This is a genomic window from Paenibacillus sp. MT124, assembly GCF_058792755.1.
On the sequence record NZ_CM179500.1, the window covers coordinates 422,123 to 441,081 of the forward strand.

Annotated in this window: 20 protein-coding genes; 17 read left to right on the forward strand and 3 right to left on the reverse strand. The window is 49.7% G+C overall.

All coding sequences use genetic code 11. The features are described from left to right. Positions 1–258 precede the first annotated feature (258 nt). The 6 genes from AC3RCI_RS02075 to AC3RCI_RS02100 all read left to right on the forward strand — a co-directional run bounded on the left by AC3RCI_RS02075 (position 259) and on the right by AC3RCI_RS02100 (position 6,323). Complete coding sequence (locus tag AC3RCI_RS02075) at positions 259–1,290, forward strand: BMP family lipoprotein (protein WP_239305261.1); 1,032 nt, start codon at positions 259–261, stop codon at positions 1,288–1,290. A gap of 103 nt (positions 1,291–1,393) precedes the next feature. Then, positions 1,394–2,893, forward strand: coding sequence for an ABC transporter ATP-binding protein (locus tag AC3RCI_RS02080; protein WP_492527408.1), 1,500 nt, complete (start codon positions 1,394–1,396; stop codon positions 2,891–2,893). Then, positions 2,890–3,957, forward strand: coding sequence for an ABC transporter permease (locus tag AC3RCI_RS02085; RefSeq protein WP_492527409.1), 1,068 nt, complete (start codon positions 2,890–2,892; stop codon positions 3,955–3,957). Before AC3RCI_RS02080 ends, AC3RCI_RS02085 begins: the two co-directional genes overlap by 4 nt. Further along, a complete protein-coding gene (locus AC3RCI_RS02090) occupies positions 3,941–4,864 on the forward strand; it encodes an ABC transporter permease (RefSeq protein ID WP_095291641.1) in 924 nt (307 codons plus the stop codon). The genes AC3RCI_RS02085 and AC3RCI_RS02090 overlap by 17 nt, the downstream gene beginning before the upstream one ends. A gap of 23 nt (positions 4,865–4,887) precedes the next feature. Continuing rightward, the gene (locus AC3RCI_RS02095; RefSeq protein ID WP_336783804.1) at positions 4,888–5,559 is read left to right on the forward strand and encodes a sulfite oxidase-like oxidoreductase; all 672 of its coding nucleotides are present in this window, start codon (positions 4,888–4,890) and stop codon (positions 5,557–5,559) included. Between the two features lie 2 nt (positions 5,560–5,561). Next, positions 5,562–6,323, forward strand: a complete 762-nt coding sequence (locus AC3RCI_RS02100; RefSeq protein WP_492472275.1) for a nucleoside phosphorylase — start codon at positions 5,562–5,564, stop codon at positions 6,321–6,323. A gap of 104 nt (positions 6,324–6,427) precedes the next feature. On the opposite strand, the gene AC3RCI_RS02105 is transcribed toward AC3RCI_RS02100, so the two are convergent. Next, positions 6,428–7,318: a LysR family transcriptional regulator gene (locus AC3RCI_RS02105; RefSeq protein ID WP_492527410.1), complete on the reverse strand. Its 891-nt coding sequence runs from the start codon at positions 7,316–7,318 to the stop codon at positions 6,428–6,430. Between the two features lie 194 nt (positions 7,319–7,512). Here AC3RCI_RS02105 and AC3RCI_RS02110 point away from each other — a divergent pair, with 194 nt between their 5' ends. The 11 genes from AC3RCI_RS02110 to nfsA all read left to right on the forward strand — a co-directional run bounded on the left by AC3RCI_RS02110 (position 7,513) and on the right by nfsA (position 17,048). Then, complete coding sequence (locus AC3RCI_RS02110; RefSeq protein ID WP_336783801.1) at positions 7,513–8,403, forward strand: DMT family transporter; 891 nt, start codon at positions 7,513–7,515, stop codon at positions 8,401–8,403. A gap of 173 nt (positions 8,404–8,576) precedes the next feature. Beyond that, positions 8,577–9,092 (forward strand): HXXEE domain-containing protein, encoded by a 516-nt coding sequence (locus AC3RCI_RS02115; protein WP_492527411.1) that lies wholly within the window; start codon positions 8,577–8,579, stop codon positions 9,090–9,092. Positions 9,093–9,131: 39 nt separating this feature from the next. Then, positions 9,132–9,749 (forward strand): hypothetical protein, encoded by a 618-nt coding sequence (locus AC3RCI_RS02120; RefSeq protein WP_492527412.1) that lies wholly within the window; start codon positions 9,132–9,134, stop codon positions 9,747–9,749. Between the two features lie 86 nt (positions 9,750–9,835). Next, on the forward strand, positions 9,836–10,018 hold the full coding sequence (locus AC3RCI_RS02125) for a hypothetical protein (RefSeq protein ID WP_095291650.1): 183 nt from the start codon (positions 9,836–9,838) through the stop codon (positions 10,016–10,018). A 110-nt stretch (positions 10,019–10,128) separates the two neighbouring features. After that, positions 10,129–10,611 carry a GNAT family N-acetyltransferase gene (locus AC3RCI_RS02130; RefSeq protein ID WP_492527413.1) on the forward strand — a complete coding sequence of 161 codons (483 nt, stop codon included), beginning with the start codon at positions 10,129–10,131 and terminating at the stop codon, positions 10,609–10,611. Between the two features lie 137 nt (positions 10,612–10,748). Then, positions 10,749–11,144, forward strand: a complete 396-nt coding sequence (locus AC3RCI_RS02135; protein WP_492529767.1) for a metal-sensitive transcriptional regulator — start codon at positions 10,749–10,751, stop codon at positions 11,142–11,144. A gap of 51 nt (positions 11,145–11,195) precedes the next feature. Beyond that, positions 11,196–11,396 (forward strand): copper ion binding protein, encoded by a 201-nt coding sequence (locus AC3RCI_RS02140; RefSeq protein ID WP_095361595.1) that lies wholly within the window; start codon positions 11,196–11,198, stop codon positions 11,394–11,396. A 159-nt stretch (positions 11,397–11,555) separates the two neighbouring features. Then, positions 11,556–14,087: a heavy metal translocating P-type ATPase gene (locus tag AC3RCI_RS02145; protein WP_492527414.1), complete on the forward strand. Its 2,532-nt coding sequence runs from the start codon at positions 11,556–11,558 to the stop codon at positions 14,085–14,087. Between the two features lie 251 nt (positions 14,088–14,338). Continuing rightward, positions 14,339–15,499, forward strand: coding sequence for a YhgE/Pip domain-containing protein (locus AC3RCI_RS02150; protein ID WP_492527415.1), 1,161 nt, complete (start codon positions 14,339–14,341; stop codon positions 15,497–15,499). A 215-nt stretch (positions 15,500–15,714) separates the two neighbouring features. After that, positions 15,715–16,308, forward strand: coding sequence for a TetR family transcriptional regulator (locus tag AC3RCI_RS02155; RefSeq protein WP_492472281.1), 594 nt, complete (start codon positions 15,715–15,717; stop codon positions 16,306–16,308). Then, positions 16,305–17,048 (forward strand): oxygen-insensitive NADPH nitroreductase, encoded by a 744-nt coding sequence (nfsA, locus tag AC3RCI_RS02160; RefSeq protein WP_492527416.1) that lies wholly within the window; start codon positions 16,305–16,307, stop codon positions 17,046–17,048. The genes AC3RCI_RS02155 and nfsA overlap by 4 nt, the downstream gene beginning before the upstream one ends. A gap of 68 nt (positions 17,049–17,116) precedes the next feature. Here the strand turns inward: nfsA and AC3RCI_RS02165 are convergent, their stop codons facing one another. After that, positions 17,117–17,923: a TatD family hydrolase gene (locus AC3RCI_RS02165; protein WP_492527417.1), complete on the reverse strand. Its 807-nt coding sequence runs from the start codon at positions 17,921–17,923 to the stop codon at positions 17,117–17,119. Between the two features lie 100 nt (positions 17,924–18,023). Next, entirely contained in the window at positions 18,024–18,929 is a 906-nt protein-coding gene (locus tag AC3RCI_RS02170) for an ABC transporter ATP-binding protein (protein WP_492527418.1), read from the reverse strand. Positions 18,930–18,959 lie beyond the last annotated feature (30 nt).

An 18,959-nucleotide genomic window follows, 5' to 3' on the forward strand; every position in this document is an offset into this window, starting at 1 on the left:
ATATGGTTGGAAAATGAACAGTTTGCGCTATAATCCTGACAAAACCGATGTGAATTTAATAATTGGATTGACTTTAGCACGGCGAAGCCACCCATGTCAACGGAAAAAAGCCATTCTGGAGCGCTTCCCAAAGTATCTTCGTAGGTGATGAAATAATTATATTTAATTTGAATGTTTATGCACAAAGATTTATTGACAAGGATCGACAGTATCCGCTAGGATTATTAAAAAAAGATGTGGAAAAGGGGAATCTTCAAAATGAAAAGAGGCTTATCGTTCGTCTTATCGATCATCATGTTGGCAGTTTTGCTCGCGGCTTGTGGAACTTCGGCTTCCAAAGACGAACAATCGGCCCAAGGTGGCGACAGTGAGAAATCACTGCGCATGGCACTCGTACTTCCTGAAAAAATCGGGGTAAACCCGTTCTTTGTACAAATGGATGAAGGTTTCAAAAAAGCAGGCGAAGAGTTTAAAGTGGATACCAAAACGATCGAATCTACAGACCCGGCAGCATTCGAGCAAAATCTGCGTGCTGCGGTTGCGGAGAACTATGATCTGATTATTACAGCGACATTCCAGGCAGAAGATGCACTGAAAAAGGTGGCTGCCGAGAATCCGGACAAGTCGTTTGCCATTGTGGATACAACGGTTGATCTGCCTAACGTACGTAGCGTTGGTTTCCGTGAATACGAAGGAGCGTATCTGCTTGGTGCTGCTGCCGGACTATCTACCAAAACGGATAAAGTCGGCATGATCGCAGCGATGGACGTTCCATTGATCAAGAAATATACCGAAGGTTTCAAAGCGGGCCTGGAATCCGTTAACCCGGATGCAGAATTCCTCGTAAACTACGTTGGTGGCTTCAATGACCCGGCTAAGGCAAAAGAACTGGCATTGGTACAATTCGGCAAAGGGGCTGACTTCATTGCTGGTGCATCTGCAGTAGGTGACCTTGGCGTATTTGAAGCAGCGAAGGAAAAAGGCTTCTATACATCCGGTCAGGATACCGATCGCACGGTTGAAGATCCGGAGCACATCGTATTGTCCCAATTGAAATCCACAGATACGGTTGCTTATGAGACGGTGAAGGATTTCGTAGAAGGAAACTTCAAAGCAGGTGCTGTAAACTATGGCCTGAAAGAGGACGGTGTCGGTCTGACTTTCGTTACACGTGATAGCGAATCTGCACTGAGTGATTTTGTTGGACAAGAAGTTATCGACAAGGTAAAAGCAATTAATGAAGATATCGTATCCGGCAAAATCGTTGTGAAAGATCCATTGCAACAATAGTTTTGATTGTTTGATGGAATGGTATTGATCAGCCGGCTGCCCGATCAGGCAGCCGGTTTTGCTGCTATTAAATGCCCGAGACCGAAAGGAGCGAACGCGAGATATGCTGTTGGAGATGGATCAGATTACGAAGAAATACGGCGGTTTCACCGCCAATCGGGATATCCGTTTTAATTTGCGTGAGGGAGAGATCCATGCCCTTGTTGGTGAGAATGGAGCGGGCAAAACAACCCTGATGCGTATGCTGTACGGAATGGAGCAGCCCACGTCAGGTACGATCAAAGTCCGGGGGCGCGAGGTAAGCTTCGCCACTCCGTCTCAAGCCATGGCAAGCGGTATTGGCATGGTGCATCAGCATTTTATGCTGTTTCCTTCCTTTACGGTGGCCGAGAACATTGTCATTGGCCGCGAGCCTGCTGCAGCGGGCGTATTTGACCGTAAGCAGGCAGCTGCTCAAGTGAACGATCTGGGCCAAAAATACGGCATGCCCGTTGACCCATGGAAAAAAGTATCCGAATGTCCTCTCGGCATGCAGCAGCGTGTAGAGATTCTCAAAGTGCTGCATCAGGGGGCGGATATTATCATCCTGGACGAGCCTTCAGCGGTACTGACACCACTGGAAGTCAAGGAATTGCTGGCGAATATGAAATCTCTTGCGGCGCTGGGTAAGACCTTCGTATTGATTACCCACAAATTGCAGGAAGTCATGGACGTGGCTGACCGGATTACAGTTCTTCGCGATGGTCAGGTGACGGGCACATTGGAGGCGAAGGACACCAATGTAGAGGAATTATCCCGGTTAATGGTTGGGCGTGAATTGGTACGTCTCGACAAGCAGCCATCCGTGCCTGCAGAAGCCGTACTCCAGGTGGAGGGCGTGAGCTTGTCCGGAGCGAAGGATCGCTCGGCGCTGAAGGATATCCATATGGAAGTTCGAAAAGGAGAAGTCGTTGGCATCGCAGGCATCTCGGGTAACGGTCAGTCCGAACTAATCCAGGTTATTGCCGGACTGCGTGGTGCAGACAGCGGCCGTGTCCTGCTATCGGGGCAGGACACAACGAATTGGCCTGTTCGCCGCATTCGGGAGCATGGACTTGCTCACATTCCCGAGGATCGGTATATGTGGGGAGCAGCCAAGGATGCAAGTGTGCGTGAGAATGGACTCATGGGACATCATCACCGGCTTCAGACACGAGGCGTTATTAAGGCCAAAGCTGCACGAGCCATGGTAGAGGGCTGGATCAAACAGTTCAGCATCAAGACCGGTTCGGCAGAGACGAAGGCACAGTTTCTGTCAGGAGGTAATCTGCAGAAGCTGATTGCTGCACGTGAATTTGCGCAGGATGCTCCGTTCCTTATTGCAGCGGAACCGACACGTGGCGTCGATATCGGAGCCATGGAGACAATTCATGCCGAGCTGCTTCGCAAACGCAACGAAGGTGCTGGCGTGCTGCTCGTTTCTTCTGAGCTGTCCGAGATTTTGCAATTATCCGATCGAATTATTGTGATGTATGAAGGCGAGATTGCCGGGGAACTGAAGGCAGATGAAGCCACGGAAGAACAGATTAGCTTATTGATGGCAGGAGGGAAAGAGCGGGTATGAATCGGGTAAAAGAAACACTTCGCGGACTCGTACAGCCGCTGCTTGCCATAGTAATCGGTTTGCTTGCAGGAGCTGTGGCAATTATGGTTGTTGGCGGGAATGTCTTCGAAACATATGCAGAGATGTGGAAGGGGGCCTTCGGGAACTTCTACTTCTTCACGAACACACTGGCTCGTTCGACACCCATTATCCTTGCTGGACTGGGTGTAGCACTCGCGTTCCGTGCGGGATTCTTCAACATGGGAGCCGAAGGACAGATGATTCTCGGAGGGCTCAGTGCTGCGCTCACGGCGCTCTATCTGCCAGGCCCAGGCTGGCTTGTCTGTATTGCGGCCATTGTGGCAGGAATCCTGGCCGGAGGAATCTGGTCTGTATTTGCCGGCTGGCTGGATGCCCGGTTTGGCATGAACCTGTTGATTACAACACTGCTTCTCAATTATATTGCCATCTATTTTGGCGGGTACATGGTATCTTATCCGTTCAAGGATCGTACCGGATCCGCAGCGATGGCGCAGACACCGATGATTGATCAGGGAGTCTGGCTGCCGAAGCTGTTTCAGGGCATGGGACTGCATGCCGGTTTCATCATTGCCATTGTAGCTGCAATCCTGATCTACTGGTTTACACACAAAACGGTAACCGGTTATGAGATTCGCATGCTCGGAAGCAATCCGTCGTTTGCGACGTATGGCGGGGTACGCCGGATTCGAATGATGATGCTGTCCATGGTGATCAGCGGTGGATTGGCGGGTCTGGCGGGGGCAGGCGAAGTGCTGGGAACACAGTACCGTTTCCTGGATGGCTCGCTGTCATCTGCAAGTTACGCATGGAGTGGTATCATGGCGACACTACTCGCCCGCTCTCACCCACTCGGTACGGCTGTAGCGGCCATTTTGCTTGCTGCCCTGCAGACAGGTGCCATGGGTATGGAACGAAATACCGATGTGCCGCTTGAAGTCGGCAGTGTTATCCAGGCCGTGCTTACGTTATTTGTATCAGCCCAGATCGGGTATTCATTCCTGAAGCGGAGAAAGGAGAAAAAATCCAATGCAGCAACTGTTTGATGCAGCCATGTTCGGCTCGACCTTGCGGATTATGACTCCGATCCTGCTTGCAGCGCTCGGTGGGGCATTATGCTCCCGTGTTGGCCTTTTCAACGTGGGTCTCGAGGGACTCGTGCTGATCGGTGCTTTCTCCGCGATTGTCGGTAACTATTTGTTTGGCAATGTACTTCTGGCCGTTATCTTCTCTATTATTATTGTGATGTTGTTCTCGGCGCTGTTTGCCTTTATTAGTATTAATCTCAAGGCAAATGCCATCGTGGTCGGGATATCACTCAATTTCCTGGCGACAGGTCTGACGACCTTTGCACTACGCGCGATTTTTGATGTAAAAGGTGCATACTACGACAAGGACATGGTGGGACTTCCCAAATGGGATATTCCACTGATTAAGGACATTCCTTGGGTTGGCAGCGTATTTTCCGGGCACAGCCCGCTCGTGTACCTCGGAATCATACTCGTTATTGCATTGCAATTTTATTTGTTCAAAAGTGTATCAGGTTTCCGTCTGCGTTCCGTCGGCGAGAATCCCATTGCAGCGCAAAGCATCGGGATTAAGGTACGTGGCATTCAGTATGGCGCGGTTCTGATGTGTGGTATCCTGTGTGCTCTGGCTGGCGCTCAGTTGTCACTCGGTCAGGTGACGATGTTTACGGAGGGCATGACCGCAGGTCGCGGCTTCATCGCCTTGGTAGCAACCATGCTGGGCCAAGCGAATCCGCTGGGCGTCATGGGCTCAAGCGTGCTGTTCGGCTTCATGGAAGCACTCAGTATTCGTCTCCAGGGCTTCTCTCTGCCAACACACTTTACGTTGATGCTGCCGTATATTGTGACGCTGGTGGCGATGTTCTTTTTCAAAGACCGTACGTATGCACAAGATGCACTGAAAGCGGGCGGAAGCTCGCGTTAATGTAAAAAGAAGGAGGGTTACCATTGCATAACAAGGCTGAACGTCTGAAAAAAACCAAAACACCTCCGCCCAAAGCGGGCGTCGAGCATGGAGATCGGCTGCCGCCGGGACAGATGCTAACCGAGAAATTCCCGATTTTGCATGAAGGTGAAGTGCCTGAATACGACCTGTCCACCTGGGATCTGAAAGTGTTCGGAGAGGTAGAGGAAGAGAAAGTGTTCTCTTTTGCCGAGCTTCAGGCCATGCCGCAGGTAAATACCGTGAGCGATATTCACTGTGTTACCCGCTGGTCCAAGTTCGATACCCCATGGGAAGGCATTCGCTTCTCGGATTTCATTAAGCTTTTGGGCGTTAAACCTGAAGCCAAATATGTGATGATCCATGCTGATCATGATTATGAGACGAATGTACCGCTCGAGGAATTGATGCACGATGACGTATTGCTTGCTTTCAAGTATAACGGCGAGCCGCTTACACCGAAGCATGGCTATCCACTTCGCTTGGTGGTGCCGCAGCTGTACTTCTGGAAAAGTGCAAAGTGGATACGCGGTCTGGAGTTTATGACCGAAGATCGCAACGGTTTCTGGGAGAGCAACGGGTTTCATCACTTTGCCGATCCGTTTAAGGAGCAGCGCTTTTCGGGCGAAGATCTGCCGATTCCGGAAGACGAATGGACGAAAAAGGAGTTTGATTAACAATGTTAATGCCTATTTTGCAGATTCATTCAGAGGACATGCCTGCTTATGCCATAGTCTGTGGTGATCCCGCTCGTGCGGAGAAGATCTCCCAGAAGCTGGAGCAGGCGAGAGAACTGGCGTTCAGCCGGGAATATCGTACATTCGTTGGGCTGTATGAAGGGGTGCAGATGGCTGTTGTCAGCCATGGTGTAGGTTCTCCCGGAGCGGCCGTCTGCTTCGAGGAACTGATTCGGGCAGGTGTGACAACCCTGATTCGAGTCGGAACAGCTGGCTCCTATACGGCAGATTATCCTGCGGGCAGTATCATTGTCAGCACGGCAGCAGTCCGTTCGGACGGATTGACCCGTCAGCTCGTGCCGGATGGTTTCCCCGCAGTTGCGGACATTGGAGTCACCCAGGCACTCATTGAAGCTGCACAGGAGAAAGGGAACACTGCGGACCAGGCAATGAATGCAGGTAAAGTCGGTGTAGGCATTACCGTTACACTCGATGCATTCTTCACAGGGGTGGAAGAGATTCCTCACCGCAAATATAAACAGGCTGGCGCGCTTGCAGCCGAGATGGAAATTGCAGCACTATATATCGTCAGCACATTGCGAGGTGCGCGTGCCGGTGCGATTGTGGCCATTGATGGCTTCGCCGACAGCGATCTGGCTGCCGAATATGATCCGCATACAGATGCGGTAGCACATGCGGTTGAGCGCGAGATTAACGCGGCTCTGTGTGCACTTGCTGCGCTCGCTCGGCAGGATCAGGTGTAAGCAGCATATACTGGAGTGCAACAATAGGGCAATAACCTGAAATGATATAAAAAGGCGTTCACTTGGTCACGGTAAATGTGACTAGTGAACGTCTTTTTTTTCGTTTATTTCTGCTGCCCGAACAATTGCTGCGCCGTCTCGATGAACAAACGGGAGGCCGGGGAAGCTTCTGACAGGGAAGGGACCGCAATTTCAATATGGCGATAAGCCTTCGGTTCGGTAGGAAGTGCTTTTACACCAGGAGGGAGCCAAGATAGAGAAATGGCAGGCAGCAAGGCGGTTCCGAGTCCCTGTTCAATCATGTTAAGGCATGTATTAATGTTATGGACGATAAACCCAAAGTTGAGTTCCGCTTCCGCACGTTTAAACAGATCTACGATCGGCACTTCATATCCACCGTTGCACACAATCATGGGATGTTGATTCAGCATCTTCACAGGCAGGATCTCCTGATTGGCAAACGGCTCATTGTCCCGAAACACAGCCAGCATTTCTTCGTTGTAGAGCGGCAGTGTTTCATAAGCCTTCTCTACCGGCTCCTGATCCGTCACAATAATGAGAGCGACATCAATCGCGCGTGAGTTAAGCCATTCTTGAATCTCATGAATGTTTCCCTCATGTAATTCAAATTCAATGTTCGGGTAGCGGTCACGGATGGAGCGAATTATTTTAGGCAGCAGATGAGCTGATGACATGGGAAAAGAGCCGATGCGAATCGTACCGATTTCCAGTCCCTTCTCGGCTGCAACGACCTGCTGCACTTTATCATATTGCTGTAGAATCCGGCGGAAAATGACAAGTATTCGTTGTCCTACATCGGTAAGCACAATGCCGTTCCGCCGGTCCCGTATGATCAGGGTAACGTCCAATTCGTTTTCCAGCGATGAGATAGCCCGGCTAACCGCGGGCTGCGTCATGTTCAGTTCCTGTCCGGCACGAGTGAAGCTTCCGGTCTCGGCAATTTTGACGAATAACTGTAATTGTGAATTGTTCATAACAAATATGATATGCTCCTTATGATTAACATGCATTTCAATTATTACGTTTGTTATTGTATCATGGAGACACAGAACGATCAACGGAGGATACTGGCCTGCCGGATCTGAATGTAGCTGGTTGAGACACATGGCATGCTCAGGGACTTGGATGAATTAGCCCTGAAGCTGTGCCGGATAGGAGAGGTTAATTTATGGCTTTATCACGTGCAAAAGCAGGTTGGATCCTGGCTTTTCTAGTACTCATGTGGGGAGTAAATTGGCCCCTGACCAAATACGCATTGAACTATACACCACCGCTTTTATTTGCAGGCATGCGCCTGTTGATTGGCGGACTGGTGCTCGGTATCTATGCTTTTCCAAGGTACAAAACGCTGCGGCTTCGGGAAACCTGGCATATCTATGCGATCTCGGCGGTGCTGAATATCATTTTCTTCTATGGCTTTCAGACTGTAGGTCTGACGGAAGTACCCGCAGGGTTATTTTCCTCCATCGTATTCCTGCAGCCTGTACTGCTCGGTATTGGAGCTTGGCTGTGGCTGGGCGAGTCGATGTATGGGCTGAAAATTGCCGGACTGGTCCTCGGTTTTGCAGGAGTGGCAACGATCAGTATTGGCGGCATGACTGGCAAAGTATCACCTGAAGGGGTTATGCTCGGACTGTTTAGTGCCATCAGTTGGGCCATCGGAACTGTATATATGAAGAAAACATCGACAAAGGTGGATGGAATCTGGATGACGGCCATTCCGATACTGATTGGCGGGGTTGTCCTGACATTGACGGGTACAGCGACAGAGAACTGGGCTGAAGTGCAATGGGTACTTCCATTTATATTGGATATGCTGTTCATTTCGGTCTTTGTCATTGCGCTGGGATGGCTCGCTTTCTTCAAACTGGTCAGCTCAGGAGAAGCGAGTAAGGTAGGATCATTTACATTTCTGATTCCGCTGATTGCATTGTTCTGCAGTGTATTGTTCCTTGGGGAGTCCGTGACCGTTAATCTGATTGCCGGCTTGGTTATGATTATCGCTAGCATTCTGCTCGTAAATATGAAGATGAAGGGCAGCAAAGTGGCCAAAATATAAACATGTGGCGAACCTCTTCGCACCCGGCTATCTTAGCCGGACGAGAGGCTCGTCATTTTTTGTATATGTTAGAGCTGAATTCTTGCAAAAGAAAGGGAGTGGACAGGAGATAGCGAATAAATGGTTAGAGGTATTGAATTGATAGATCAACTAGGAGGTGTCTGGGTTCACCTATGTCGCTCACAACGCTCATCTGGTTATTTCTTATTGCTTTTCTGCTGCATGATCTCGAAGAGATTATTTGGGTAGGTCCCTGGATTCGGCAAAACAAAACGAAAGTTCTTCAGCGTGTCTCGCCGAAGGTCGCCAATCGTCTTCAATCGATGCTTCGAATCAACAGCAGCCAATTCGGTGTAGCCGTACTGCTGGAATTGGTTGTCTTCATACCCTTTGTATATATTGCGGCAGAATATGGTCATTATTTCATGTTTTTGGCGTTTAACACGCTCTTTTTGCTGCATGTATTCACACATGTCGGGCAGAGTTTATATCTGAGAATGTACACCCCGGGGGTAGTTAGTGCTGTCTGTATCACACTCCCGTACGGAATATATCTATTATACCGGCTTCTTGGTCAAGGAATTGTAACATGGGCCGAAGTGTTCTTGAGCATACCCGTGGGCCTTGTAGTTCTGCCCATTGTGATGTTGGGTCATGAACTTGGGCGAAGACTTGTACCAGATACATAGGTCAATAATAAATTTCAGATATCGGGAGGAGATTAGCATATGAGTTCAGGTTGGAGTGAATTTCGTGTCATCCCTTATGAGTACAATGATCAGGTACGGCAGATTGATGAACAGCTGCTTCGACTGGTGGCTGAGCGGAAGCATATAACAGGAGCGGTTCAATACCATCCACCTCAGGAGATCATCGATGAATGGGCAGCATCTCTGGAAATGAAGGAGGAAGAAATCCGTTATGTCCTGCGTAGTGTACAACCTATGCCTCCACAGCATTTTTTCCCGTCTGAAGAGCTTCAGTTGAGGGGTGTTGTTCCGATTATGAAGAGAACGATCCAGGATTCCTGCGAATATCTCATCACGCATTCGATGCAATATGAGACAGAGAGTATCGTTCATGTGGAGATACATTATAAAGGAAATGTAACGGATCGTGTACATGTAGTGCCCCATTTAGCTCTAGAAGTGATTAGTGAACAGAACCATATGTCGATGAGACATAGCAGTCGTGGAGGAGGCGGCGAAACACACATTAGTTTTCGGGTTGTGCCCGCGCTGCCTTCCTCACTCGAACAGGTTCAATTTTCACTGGTTCCTTCAATTCCGGAACTGGAACATAAGATGGAAGAAGTTATTTTGGATAAACAGGTGGATTTCGAATAGCCGCATGGCGAATGGGAATGAAAAAATTGGGTAAGTTATATAAAGGAACATCATTATGATGATGAAATATAAAGGAGGACTCTAGGATGACACAGAATAATCAACCTCAAGACGAGGCGGAAATTCGCAACAAGCTGGACGAAGACGGGGATTCCTTGATGGAGAAAAAGAAAATCATGAACGGTGTAGACATCGAACCGGAAGCGGACGATTGGGCAGCTAAGCCATCACCGGTTGCATTTAATGAAGGTAAATCCTCCAAAGAATAAGACGAAACGAATGAGTCGTTTCTGACGAAGCAGATACCGCTGAGGTATCTGCTTTTATTATATTTTGTTGTATAATAATGTAAATTAAAGCAAAGGAAGGTGTGATTCAAGTGGAACGAATCCAGATTAGAAAGGCAGCGGCCCCCGACTATCCTGGTGTTTCCCTCTTAATGGATGAGCTGCATCAAATGCACGCCCAGGCTCGGCCTGATGTGTATCGAGCATTGCAACCCAGAATGGAGAAGCAGGAGTTTGTATCATTACTGGAGACGGATAAGCGTTATCTGTATGTTGCTGAATCGGTAGGCACGGGGGATATTCTGGGGTACGGTAGTGCGCAGCTCAGTTTGATTCAGGGAGTTGAACTGCTGTTGGATCGCAAGATGCTGTATATTAATGAATTGATCGTCGGAAGTGATGGGCGGGGTCAAGGAACGGGTAAGAAATTGATGCATGCTCTAATTGAACTGGGCAGGGAGCTTCAGGCAGATAGCGTAGAATTAACAGTTTCCACATTTAACACGGGTGCGCAGGCCTTTTATGAACAGATGGGTCTGTCTGTCCGAAGCAGCAGGATGGAATACATACTGTAATGATGACTTGCACAATTTATAATATGCAGAATTTTAAAGAGATCTGTATGGCTATAAAGAAGACATTAATTTTATTCTTGAATACCCCCATGGGGTATGTTACACTGTGAAAAGAACGAAGAAAAGGGGTGTTCATGATGGATCATCAGAGCCATCCCAAGGAACCCTTGGAACCATCTGTAACGCTGTCCGATGATAATGCAACCGGTCAACAAGCAGCGGCATGCCATGCCGAAGGCAGTGACGGGAAGCATGTGCGCAAGAGCCATCACTCGCAGGAGATGAAGAGCAATCTGATCTCCCGTTTAAACCGGGTCGAAGGCCAGATTCGCGGGATCAAGGGATTGATCGAGAAGGACACGTATTGTGATGATGTGCTTACCCAGATTGCAGCTGCGCAGTCTGCACTAAATTCAGTGGGCAAGCTGCTGCTTGAAGGCCACATGAAGAGTTGTATTGTTGAACGGATTCAGGCAGGGGAACATGAGGTAGTGGATGAACTGCTCGTAACGGTAAGAAAGTTGATGAAGTAATTGTTAAAAGAATAAAGCAATCATTTATATATCCCAAGGAGGAATTGAATCATGTCTAACGTTACGCTTAATGTTACTGGAATGTCGTGCAACCACTGTGTAAAATCGGTTGAAGAAGCGGTGAAAAACGTCGGTGCCAAGGGTCAGGTTGATCTGGCAGCGGGAACCGTTGCGGTGGAATATGATGAGCAGCAGGTCAATGTAGAGCAGATCAAGGCTGCCATTGAAGATCAAGGGTACGATGTAGTCTAATCCATGTTGGCTTAAACGGATTTCTTATTGTCTATGCGCTGAACCAAGATGCCGATATACATCAGACAAGAGGAATCGTCGTTTAAGCCTGATTTTTTGCCTGGATTATACCCTATAGGGGTATGTGAATAGAAAGTTCATATGAAAGGAGACGCCATCATGGATAAAGCATCATCAAGGGATCATGTGCCTGCAGCCGGATCGCAACCGGATGGAACCCAGACCACGCTGCAGATAACGGGAATGACGTGCGCTGCCTGCTCCACACGAATCGAGAAGGGGCTATCCCGTATGGAGGGCGTTCAGCAGGCCAGCGTTAATCTGGCCATAGAACAAGCGAGTGTAACCTATGATCCGAAGACGGTAAGTGTCAATGCATTGCGGGATAAGGTGGAGGCACTCGGATACGGTACAGTAACCGAGTCGGTTGATCTGGATATTACAGGCATGACGTGTGCTGCGTGCTCTGCCCGAATTGAGAAGGGACTTTCCCGTCTTCCGGGTGTATCCCGAGCGAATGTGAATCTGGCGCTGGAGACAGGACACGTTGAATTTGCAGCAGGAGCACTGAAACCTTCCGATATCACGGCCAAAATCAAACAGCTGGGCTATGGTGCCGAAGTGCAGCAGACGCAGGAAGAAACCTCATCCGTACGCGAACGTGAGCTGCAGCGCAAAAAATGGAAATGGATGATCTCCGCCTTATTATCCATACCGCTGCTGTGGGCCATGGTCGGCCACTTCTCATTTACATCATGGATTTGGGTGCCGGATCTGTTCATGAATCCATGGTTCCAGCTGGTACTGGCAGCACCGGTGCAGTTCGTCATTGGGTGGCAATTTTATGTCGGGGCTTACAAGGCGCTGCGTAACGGAAGTGCCAATATGGACGTACTGGTCGCTCTGGGTACAAGCGCGGCATTCTTCTACAGCCTATATCTGACACTCACGAGTGGAATGGTACCTCCAACGGCTGCTATGGATCATGGCGGGATGGGCACGAGTGCGGGTGCCACTGCCACTATGCCCTCGGTTGAACTGTATTACGAGACTAGTGCGATTTTGATTACGTTGATTTTGCTTGGAAAATGGTTTGAAGCCGTAGCGAAAGGTCGCTCGTCCCAGGCCATCAAAAGCCTGATCGAACTGGCCCCTCGTGAAGCCCGGGTCATCCGGGATGGCCAGGAAGTGGTTGTGCCTGCAGCTTATGTAGCCGTAGGTGACATTGTGTTGGTGCGACCGGGGGACAGTATCCCAGTGGATGGAGTTGTGGAAGAAGGGCAGTCCTCGGTCGATGAATCCATGCTCAGCGGCGAAAGCTTGCCTGTCGATAAAAAACCGGGGGATGCCGTTACGGGTGCTACACTGAATAAAAACGGTGCACTAAGGCTGCGCGCAACACGAGTCGGCTCGGACACCGCATTATCTCAGATCATTAAAGTAGTTGAACAGGCACAGGGGTCCAAAGCACCCATTCAGCGGATTGCGGATGTTATTTCGGGGATCTTTGTCCCCATTGTGGTTGGCATTGCTGCACTGACATTCTTGATCTGGTATCTGTTTGCCAGTCCCGGTGACTTCGCAGGATCTCTGGAAAAAGCGATTGCCGTACTGGTCATTGCCTGTCCATGCGCCTTGGGTTTGGCAACACCAACATCTGTCATGGCTGGATCAGGACGGGCGGCTGAGTATGGCATCTTGTTCAAAGGCGGAGAACATCTGGAATCGGCACAGCAGATTCAGACGGTTGTTCTGGACAAAACAGGGACAGTCACTCAAGGTAAACCGGTGCTGACGGATGTGATCACAGCACAAGATTGGACAGAAGTAGAACTGTTGAAATGGGTTGGAGCTGCAGAACAAAGCTCGGAACATCCGCTAGCGGAAGCTATCGTAGCAGGAATCCGCGACAAAGGGATCGTATTGTCCCAATCAGAGCAGTTTGAGAACATACCAGGATATGGCGTTCGGGCCAGAGTACAAGGACAGGAAATTCTGGTTGGAACACGGCGGCTGCTTGCCGATGCTCATGTGGAGGTATCGGAGGCAACCGCTCGCCAGATGAATGAACTGGAGGAGCTCGGCCGCACAGCGATGCTGATAGCAGTCGATGGCCGCTGGGCAGGTATTGTTGCTGTGGCAGATACAATTAAGGATACATCACGCGAAGCCATTCAACGGCTGCAGGCGTTGAACATCGATGTCATCATGATTACGGGAGACAATGAGCGTACGGCACGTGCCGTGGCGGAGCAAGCAGGTATCCATCATGTCCTGGCGGAAGTCCTGCCTGAGGGTAAAGCAGCCGAAGTGAAGAAGCTGCAGGATAGCGGGCTGAAAGTAGCAATGGTTGGTGACGGCATCAATGACGCACCTGCCCTGGCTACAGCAGATATCGGTATGGCCATCGGGACTGGAACAGACGTAGCGATGGAAGCGGCAGATATCACGCTTATGCGTGGTGATCTGAACAGTATAGCGGATGCGATCGAAATGAGCCGGCGCACCATGGGGAATATCAAGCAAAACTTGTTCTGGGCGCTTGGCTATAATGTCATTGGTATTCCAATCGCTGCAGTAGGTTTCCTGGCTCCTTGGCTGGCTGGTGCGGCCATGGCATTCAGTTCCGTATCGGTGGTATTGAATTCGCTGCGTTTGCAGCGGTTGAAGCTGGAACGCAATCCAAAGTAAATTGCAGGATAGGCGTGCTATTACCTTCAGCCTAGCCTGAAATGGAGCGCGGTTCGCTGCGGTGAACCGTGCTTTTTCTTGTCTTTTTATGAAAAAAGGAAATGGACTTTATGAAACGAGAATGATGTTTCTGAACATTTCAGAAATAAGTTGACAATAATGACATATGCCATTAAAATTTAAACAATTGTTTGATTCAAACGATCGTTTAAATCAAATGTGAACTAATCTATATTGGAGGATCTTATTCTATGCTACAGGCATTACGCATTTTATTGAAAAAACCGCCAGTGATTGTGGGGATCGTAACAGCACTTATGTTCCAAGTGATCTTCAGTGTCATCTGGATGACTGCATACTCCAGCGTGAACGACCGTACGACTGAATTGACAGTAGCCATTGTGAACGAAGATGGCGAGATGTCCCAAGGTATTGCGGATAGTTTGACTAAGACGCTGCCTTTCCATACGGTATCGGATCTCAGTTCCGCTGAGGCATTGGATCAGCTGAATCACCACCAAGTTCATATGGTGCTGAATATTCCGGCTGGCTTTAACGAGCTTCTTCAGACTGCAGGTTCCACAGCTGAGATCAAGTACACCATTAACGAAGCTAACCCGGTGACGATCAAAAGCATGATGCAGGGCGTTTCTCAAAGTGTGACGAATACAATCAATAAGCAAGCGACTGCGCAAGGCGTGCAGACCGTACTGACAGCTGCAGGGGCACCTGCGGATCAGGCGGCCGATGCTGCTGCCAATCTGGCTACCCGGGTTGAAGGCACAACAACTTCGATTAATCCGGTGAACGGCATGAATAATCAGATGGTACCGATGATGATGGTACTGGCTTCTTATGTCGGCGCCATGATCATGGGTATGAATCTGCAAACGGCTATGGGAATGCTGTCAGCAACTCACTCCCGCTTGACCCTGTTTGGAGCGAGAATCGTGATTAACATCGCATCCGCTCTGGTTGTATCACTTCTGGGTTCATCGCTAATTGTTGCGCTCGGAGGACAGATTGCCCAAGGTTTCATCGCGTTCTGGTTGTTCCAGGCTCTGTTCCTCTGCACGTTCATGTTCTTCTCGCAGTTCTTCCTGATCTGCTTCGGACCTGCAGGAAGCCTGTTCAACATTATCTCACTGTCCCTGCAATTGGTATCTTCCGGTGCAATGGTACCCCGTGAGCTGCTTAATGGTTTCTACAGCGGCATCGGACAGTACTTGCCTGCAACGTACGCAGTTCAAGGTATTCTGAGCGTTCAACTTGGTGGACCTGGCGTTCAGTCGGCAGCCGGATCTGTTGCGATCGTTCTGGTCATCGCGGTTGCCCTCTCTCTGGTAGTGACCTTGCTCAAAAAACGGCGCATGCCAGCAGGGGCACCAAGCCCGGCTCAAGTGAACAGCTAATATTACAGACGTAAATGACTCTATAGTATTGGAGCAGGCACCCCGGTGGATCTCAACCGGGGTGCCTGCTGTATATCAGGACCAGTTAGAGCTCTGACATGATATGGTCATGCCTTGCGCTTTGAAAGTTAAACTTTCATAATAAATAGATGAAACAGCTGGCTGCAGCCCCGGAAGCTGGAGCAAGATAAGAACGGACAAGAGGAGCGAACGGAATGACGGAACCGGAATTGGATATCAAAACGAGGATTTTGCTCGCAGCCAAAAAACTTTTTGCGCAGCAGGGGTATGACGGGACAAGCGTTCGTCAAATCTGTGATGAGGCGGGTGCCAATGTGTCACTGGTCTCGTACCATTTTGGCGGCAAAGAAAAGGTGTTTGAAGCGATATTTGAGCACTTCTTTCCTGATCACATGCTGACTGATTTGGCTGCAGAGTCCATGTCCCCTGTGGAGGGTATCAGCAAAATTGTAGGTGAAGTCGTGAAGTTCACGATGACGGACTGGGAAATGAGCGACATTGTACAGCTTGAAATTACACTGAACACTCATCGCACGGCCACCGTATTTCGGTTCCTGGACCCTGTCTGGACTAAAGTGAATGATTTGCTGCAGGAAGGTAAAGACCAGGGTGTATTCCAGATTGATTCCGTATCTTATGCAATGCTTCAGGTCATGGGTGTGGCTCTGGCACACAAACGTGCCAAAAACTCACGGTTTACGTTTAACTATGAGGATATAGATACAGATAAGCTGGCTGAACAGACGATTGAGTTCGTACTACGAGGATTGGGAGTGAACCAGACATGAATGAAACCATTGAATTGATGATGAAACACCGCTCAGTGCGGAAATTCAAGCCGGATCCGGTAAGCGAGGAGCAGCTTGCGACAATCGTGGCTGCCGGGCAGATGGCTTCCTCTTCAAGCAGTGTACAGGCATATAGCGTCGTTGCCGTGACGGAACCAGAATTAAAATCGAAACTCGCTGCACTCGCAGGCAACCAGGCTTATGTGGAAGAATGCCCTGTTTTCCTCGTGTGGTGTGCAGACCTGTATCGTCTGAGTGATGCGGCGAAGCGCCACCACCCGGAGAAGGAGTCTTATGCCGATTCCACAGAGAATTTTATGGTAGCAACGATCGATGTGGCTCTTGCCTCCCAGAATGCCGCTCTGGCTGCTGAGTCGCTCGGTTTCGGGATTGTATATATAGGCGGTCTGCGTAACAAGATTGAAGAAGTGACTGAACTGCTGGGACTGCCGGAAGGCGTATACCCTGTCTTCGGCATGTGTGTCGGTATAGCCGACCAGGAAACCGGCATACGTCCGCGTCTGCCGCTGAATGCTGTTCTCCATCGTAATCGCTATGATGCCGAAGAGACGCTCCGAGGCGTGGAAAGTTATGACGAAACCACTACAACCTATATGAGAGCCCGCACGAATGGTGAACGTACGACGCCGTGGTCCGAATTGATGGCCAAACGTCTTACCGAGCCGGCACGTCTGCAGATGAAATCGTATCTCGAAGGCAGAGGGTTTATGAAACGTTAATTAAGCTCAATGAAGAGGGTCAGCCGGGAAATCCAGCTGACCCTTTTGTCGTCTATCTGTGCTGTACATTAAGGTAAACGGTAGAACCGCTTCGAGTTCTGGTAAAAGAGACGTGCTGCCCGCTCGGTTCCCATGCCCGTAATCTCGCTCCAGGCCTGAATCACCTGCCTCGTCATGGCGGGATGTGTCATCTGTCCGTGAAACGGCCCTTCGAAAGGCCAGGGCCCATCCGTCTCTGCCATGACCTGTTCAGATGGATATTGTCTTGCCAGCTCACGAATCTCCTCTTCATACTGAATGTCTGGCGTGAAGGAGATGAAGTACCCGTTATCCGCCATCCGCCGCACGGTTTGACGGGAACCCTTGAACCAGTGGAAATGGGCGCGTCTGACCTGATATTGTTCCAGCAAGTCGCATACGATGTCGGCATCCTCGTAAACGGCATGAAGCACGACGGGTTTGTTATGCCGCTTGGCGAGTTGAATAAAGCGTTCGAGCAGCTCAATATATCCACTCTGATCAAAAGCAAATCCTGCCTGTTCTGCTTCCTGGCGATTGTAGTAGGGCAGTCCAACTTCCCCGATGGCTACCGCTTGTTCGATATGCTTTTCAATCCAGTCGAAGAACAGGTTCTGATCCTGCACCGATGGCAGGGGCTGTTCAGGATGGAAGCCAAAAGCCGGATAGATGAATCGGGGATTCTGTCTCGCCAGCTCCAGATTATCCTGTGCCGAGGTGATATTCATGGAAACGGCGATGACAGCCTCAACCTGTTGATCCGGGAAAGATTGCAGCATATGCTGCTGTTCCTCCACAGTATATTTGTCAAAATGGATATGTGCATCAATCAGTGGTGCAAAAGCTTGGGAATGCATGAAGTAGCCCCTCCTAGTCATCTTTTGTCTTTTGAAGGTTGATACGTGAATATGATGAATGCGGATCACTGTTTTGGAAAAATATAACGAAAAACCCGTGCTATGGAGTTAGCCGGGCTTTTTTCTGTTCTTCTTTCATCCACTCCGAAATCTGCCGTTTGCGTTCGAGAAAAGCCTTCTCTTCCGTTATTTCTTCACGTCTTGGACGATCAAAAGGGACATGTACCTCATGCAGCACGGTCGCAGGTCGGTTGGATAACACATAGATTCGATCCGCAAGCAGCAGTGCCTCTTCGATATTGTGGGTGATAAACAGTACGGATCGGCGGTTTTGTTCCCATATATCGAGCAGCCATCGCTGCATGTCACTGCGTGTCAACGCATCGAGGGCGCTGAAGGGCTCATCCAGCAGCATCAGTTCCTGCGGACTGAGCAGGGCACGTAAAAAGGCTACCCGCTGCTGCATACCGCCCGATAACATGTGCGGATATGCCTGTTCAAACCCGCCCAAACCGACGCTGGAAAGCCACTTCCGTGCTTCCGCAAGCGCTTCTGCCTTGAGTGGCGTATGTGCTGACACTTCCCCGGCAAGCAGCACGTTGTCTTCAATGGTACGCCAAGGAAAGAGAGCGGGCTGCTGCGGCATATAGCTGATTTTGCCCCGCTGCCCGGTCACATTCTGTCCGTTCATGAGAACCTGGCCTGTTTGGGGTTTCAACAACCCGCCAATGATATGGAACAACGTACTCTTGCCGCATCCGGAAGGCCCAACGATCGCTACGAATTCGCCCTGCTCTACGGTCAGGGATAATCCGTTCAGGACTGACAGCTTGTTCCGTCGTTCCCGGAAGGAAGCATGGACGTCCTGTACTTCCAGTGCAGGCAGGCTCTGCTTACCCGAATCGGAGGTAGCGGTAGAAGCAGTGCGGAGTGATTCTTCTTGAGTTGAAATTCCGGCGCTTCCGCCTGGTGCAGGAGGTGCCTGTTCGTTATATTTGAGTGTCATCTCACATTCACTTCCTAACCTTGTATAGTG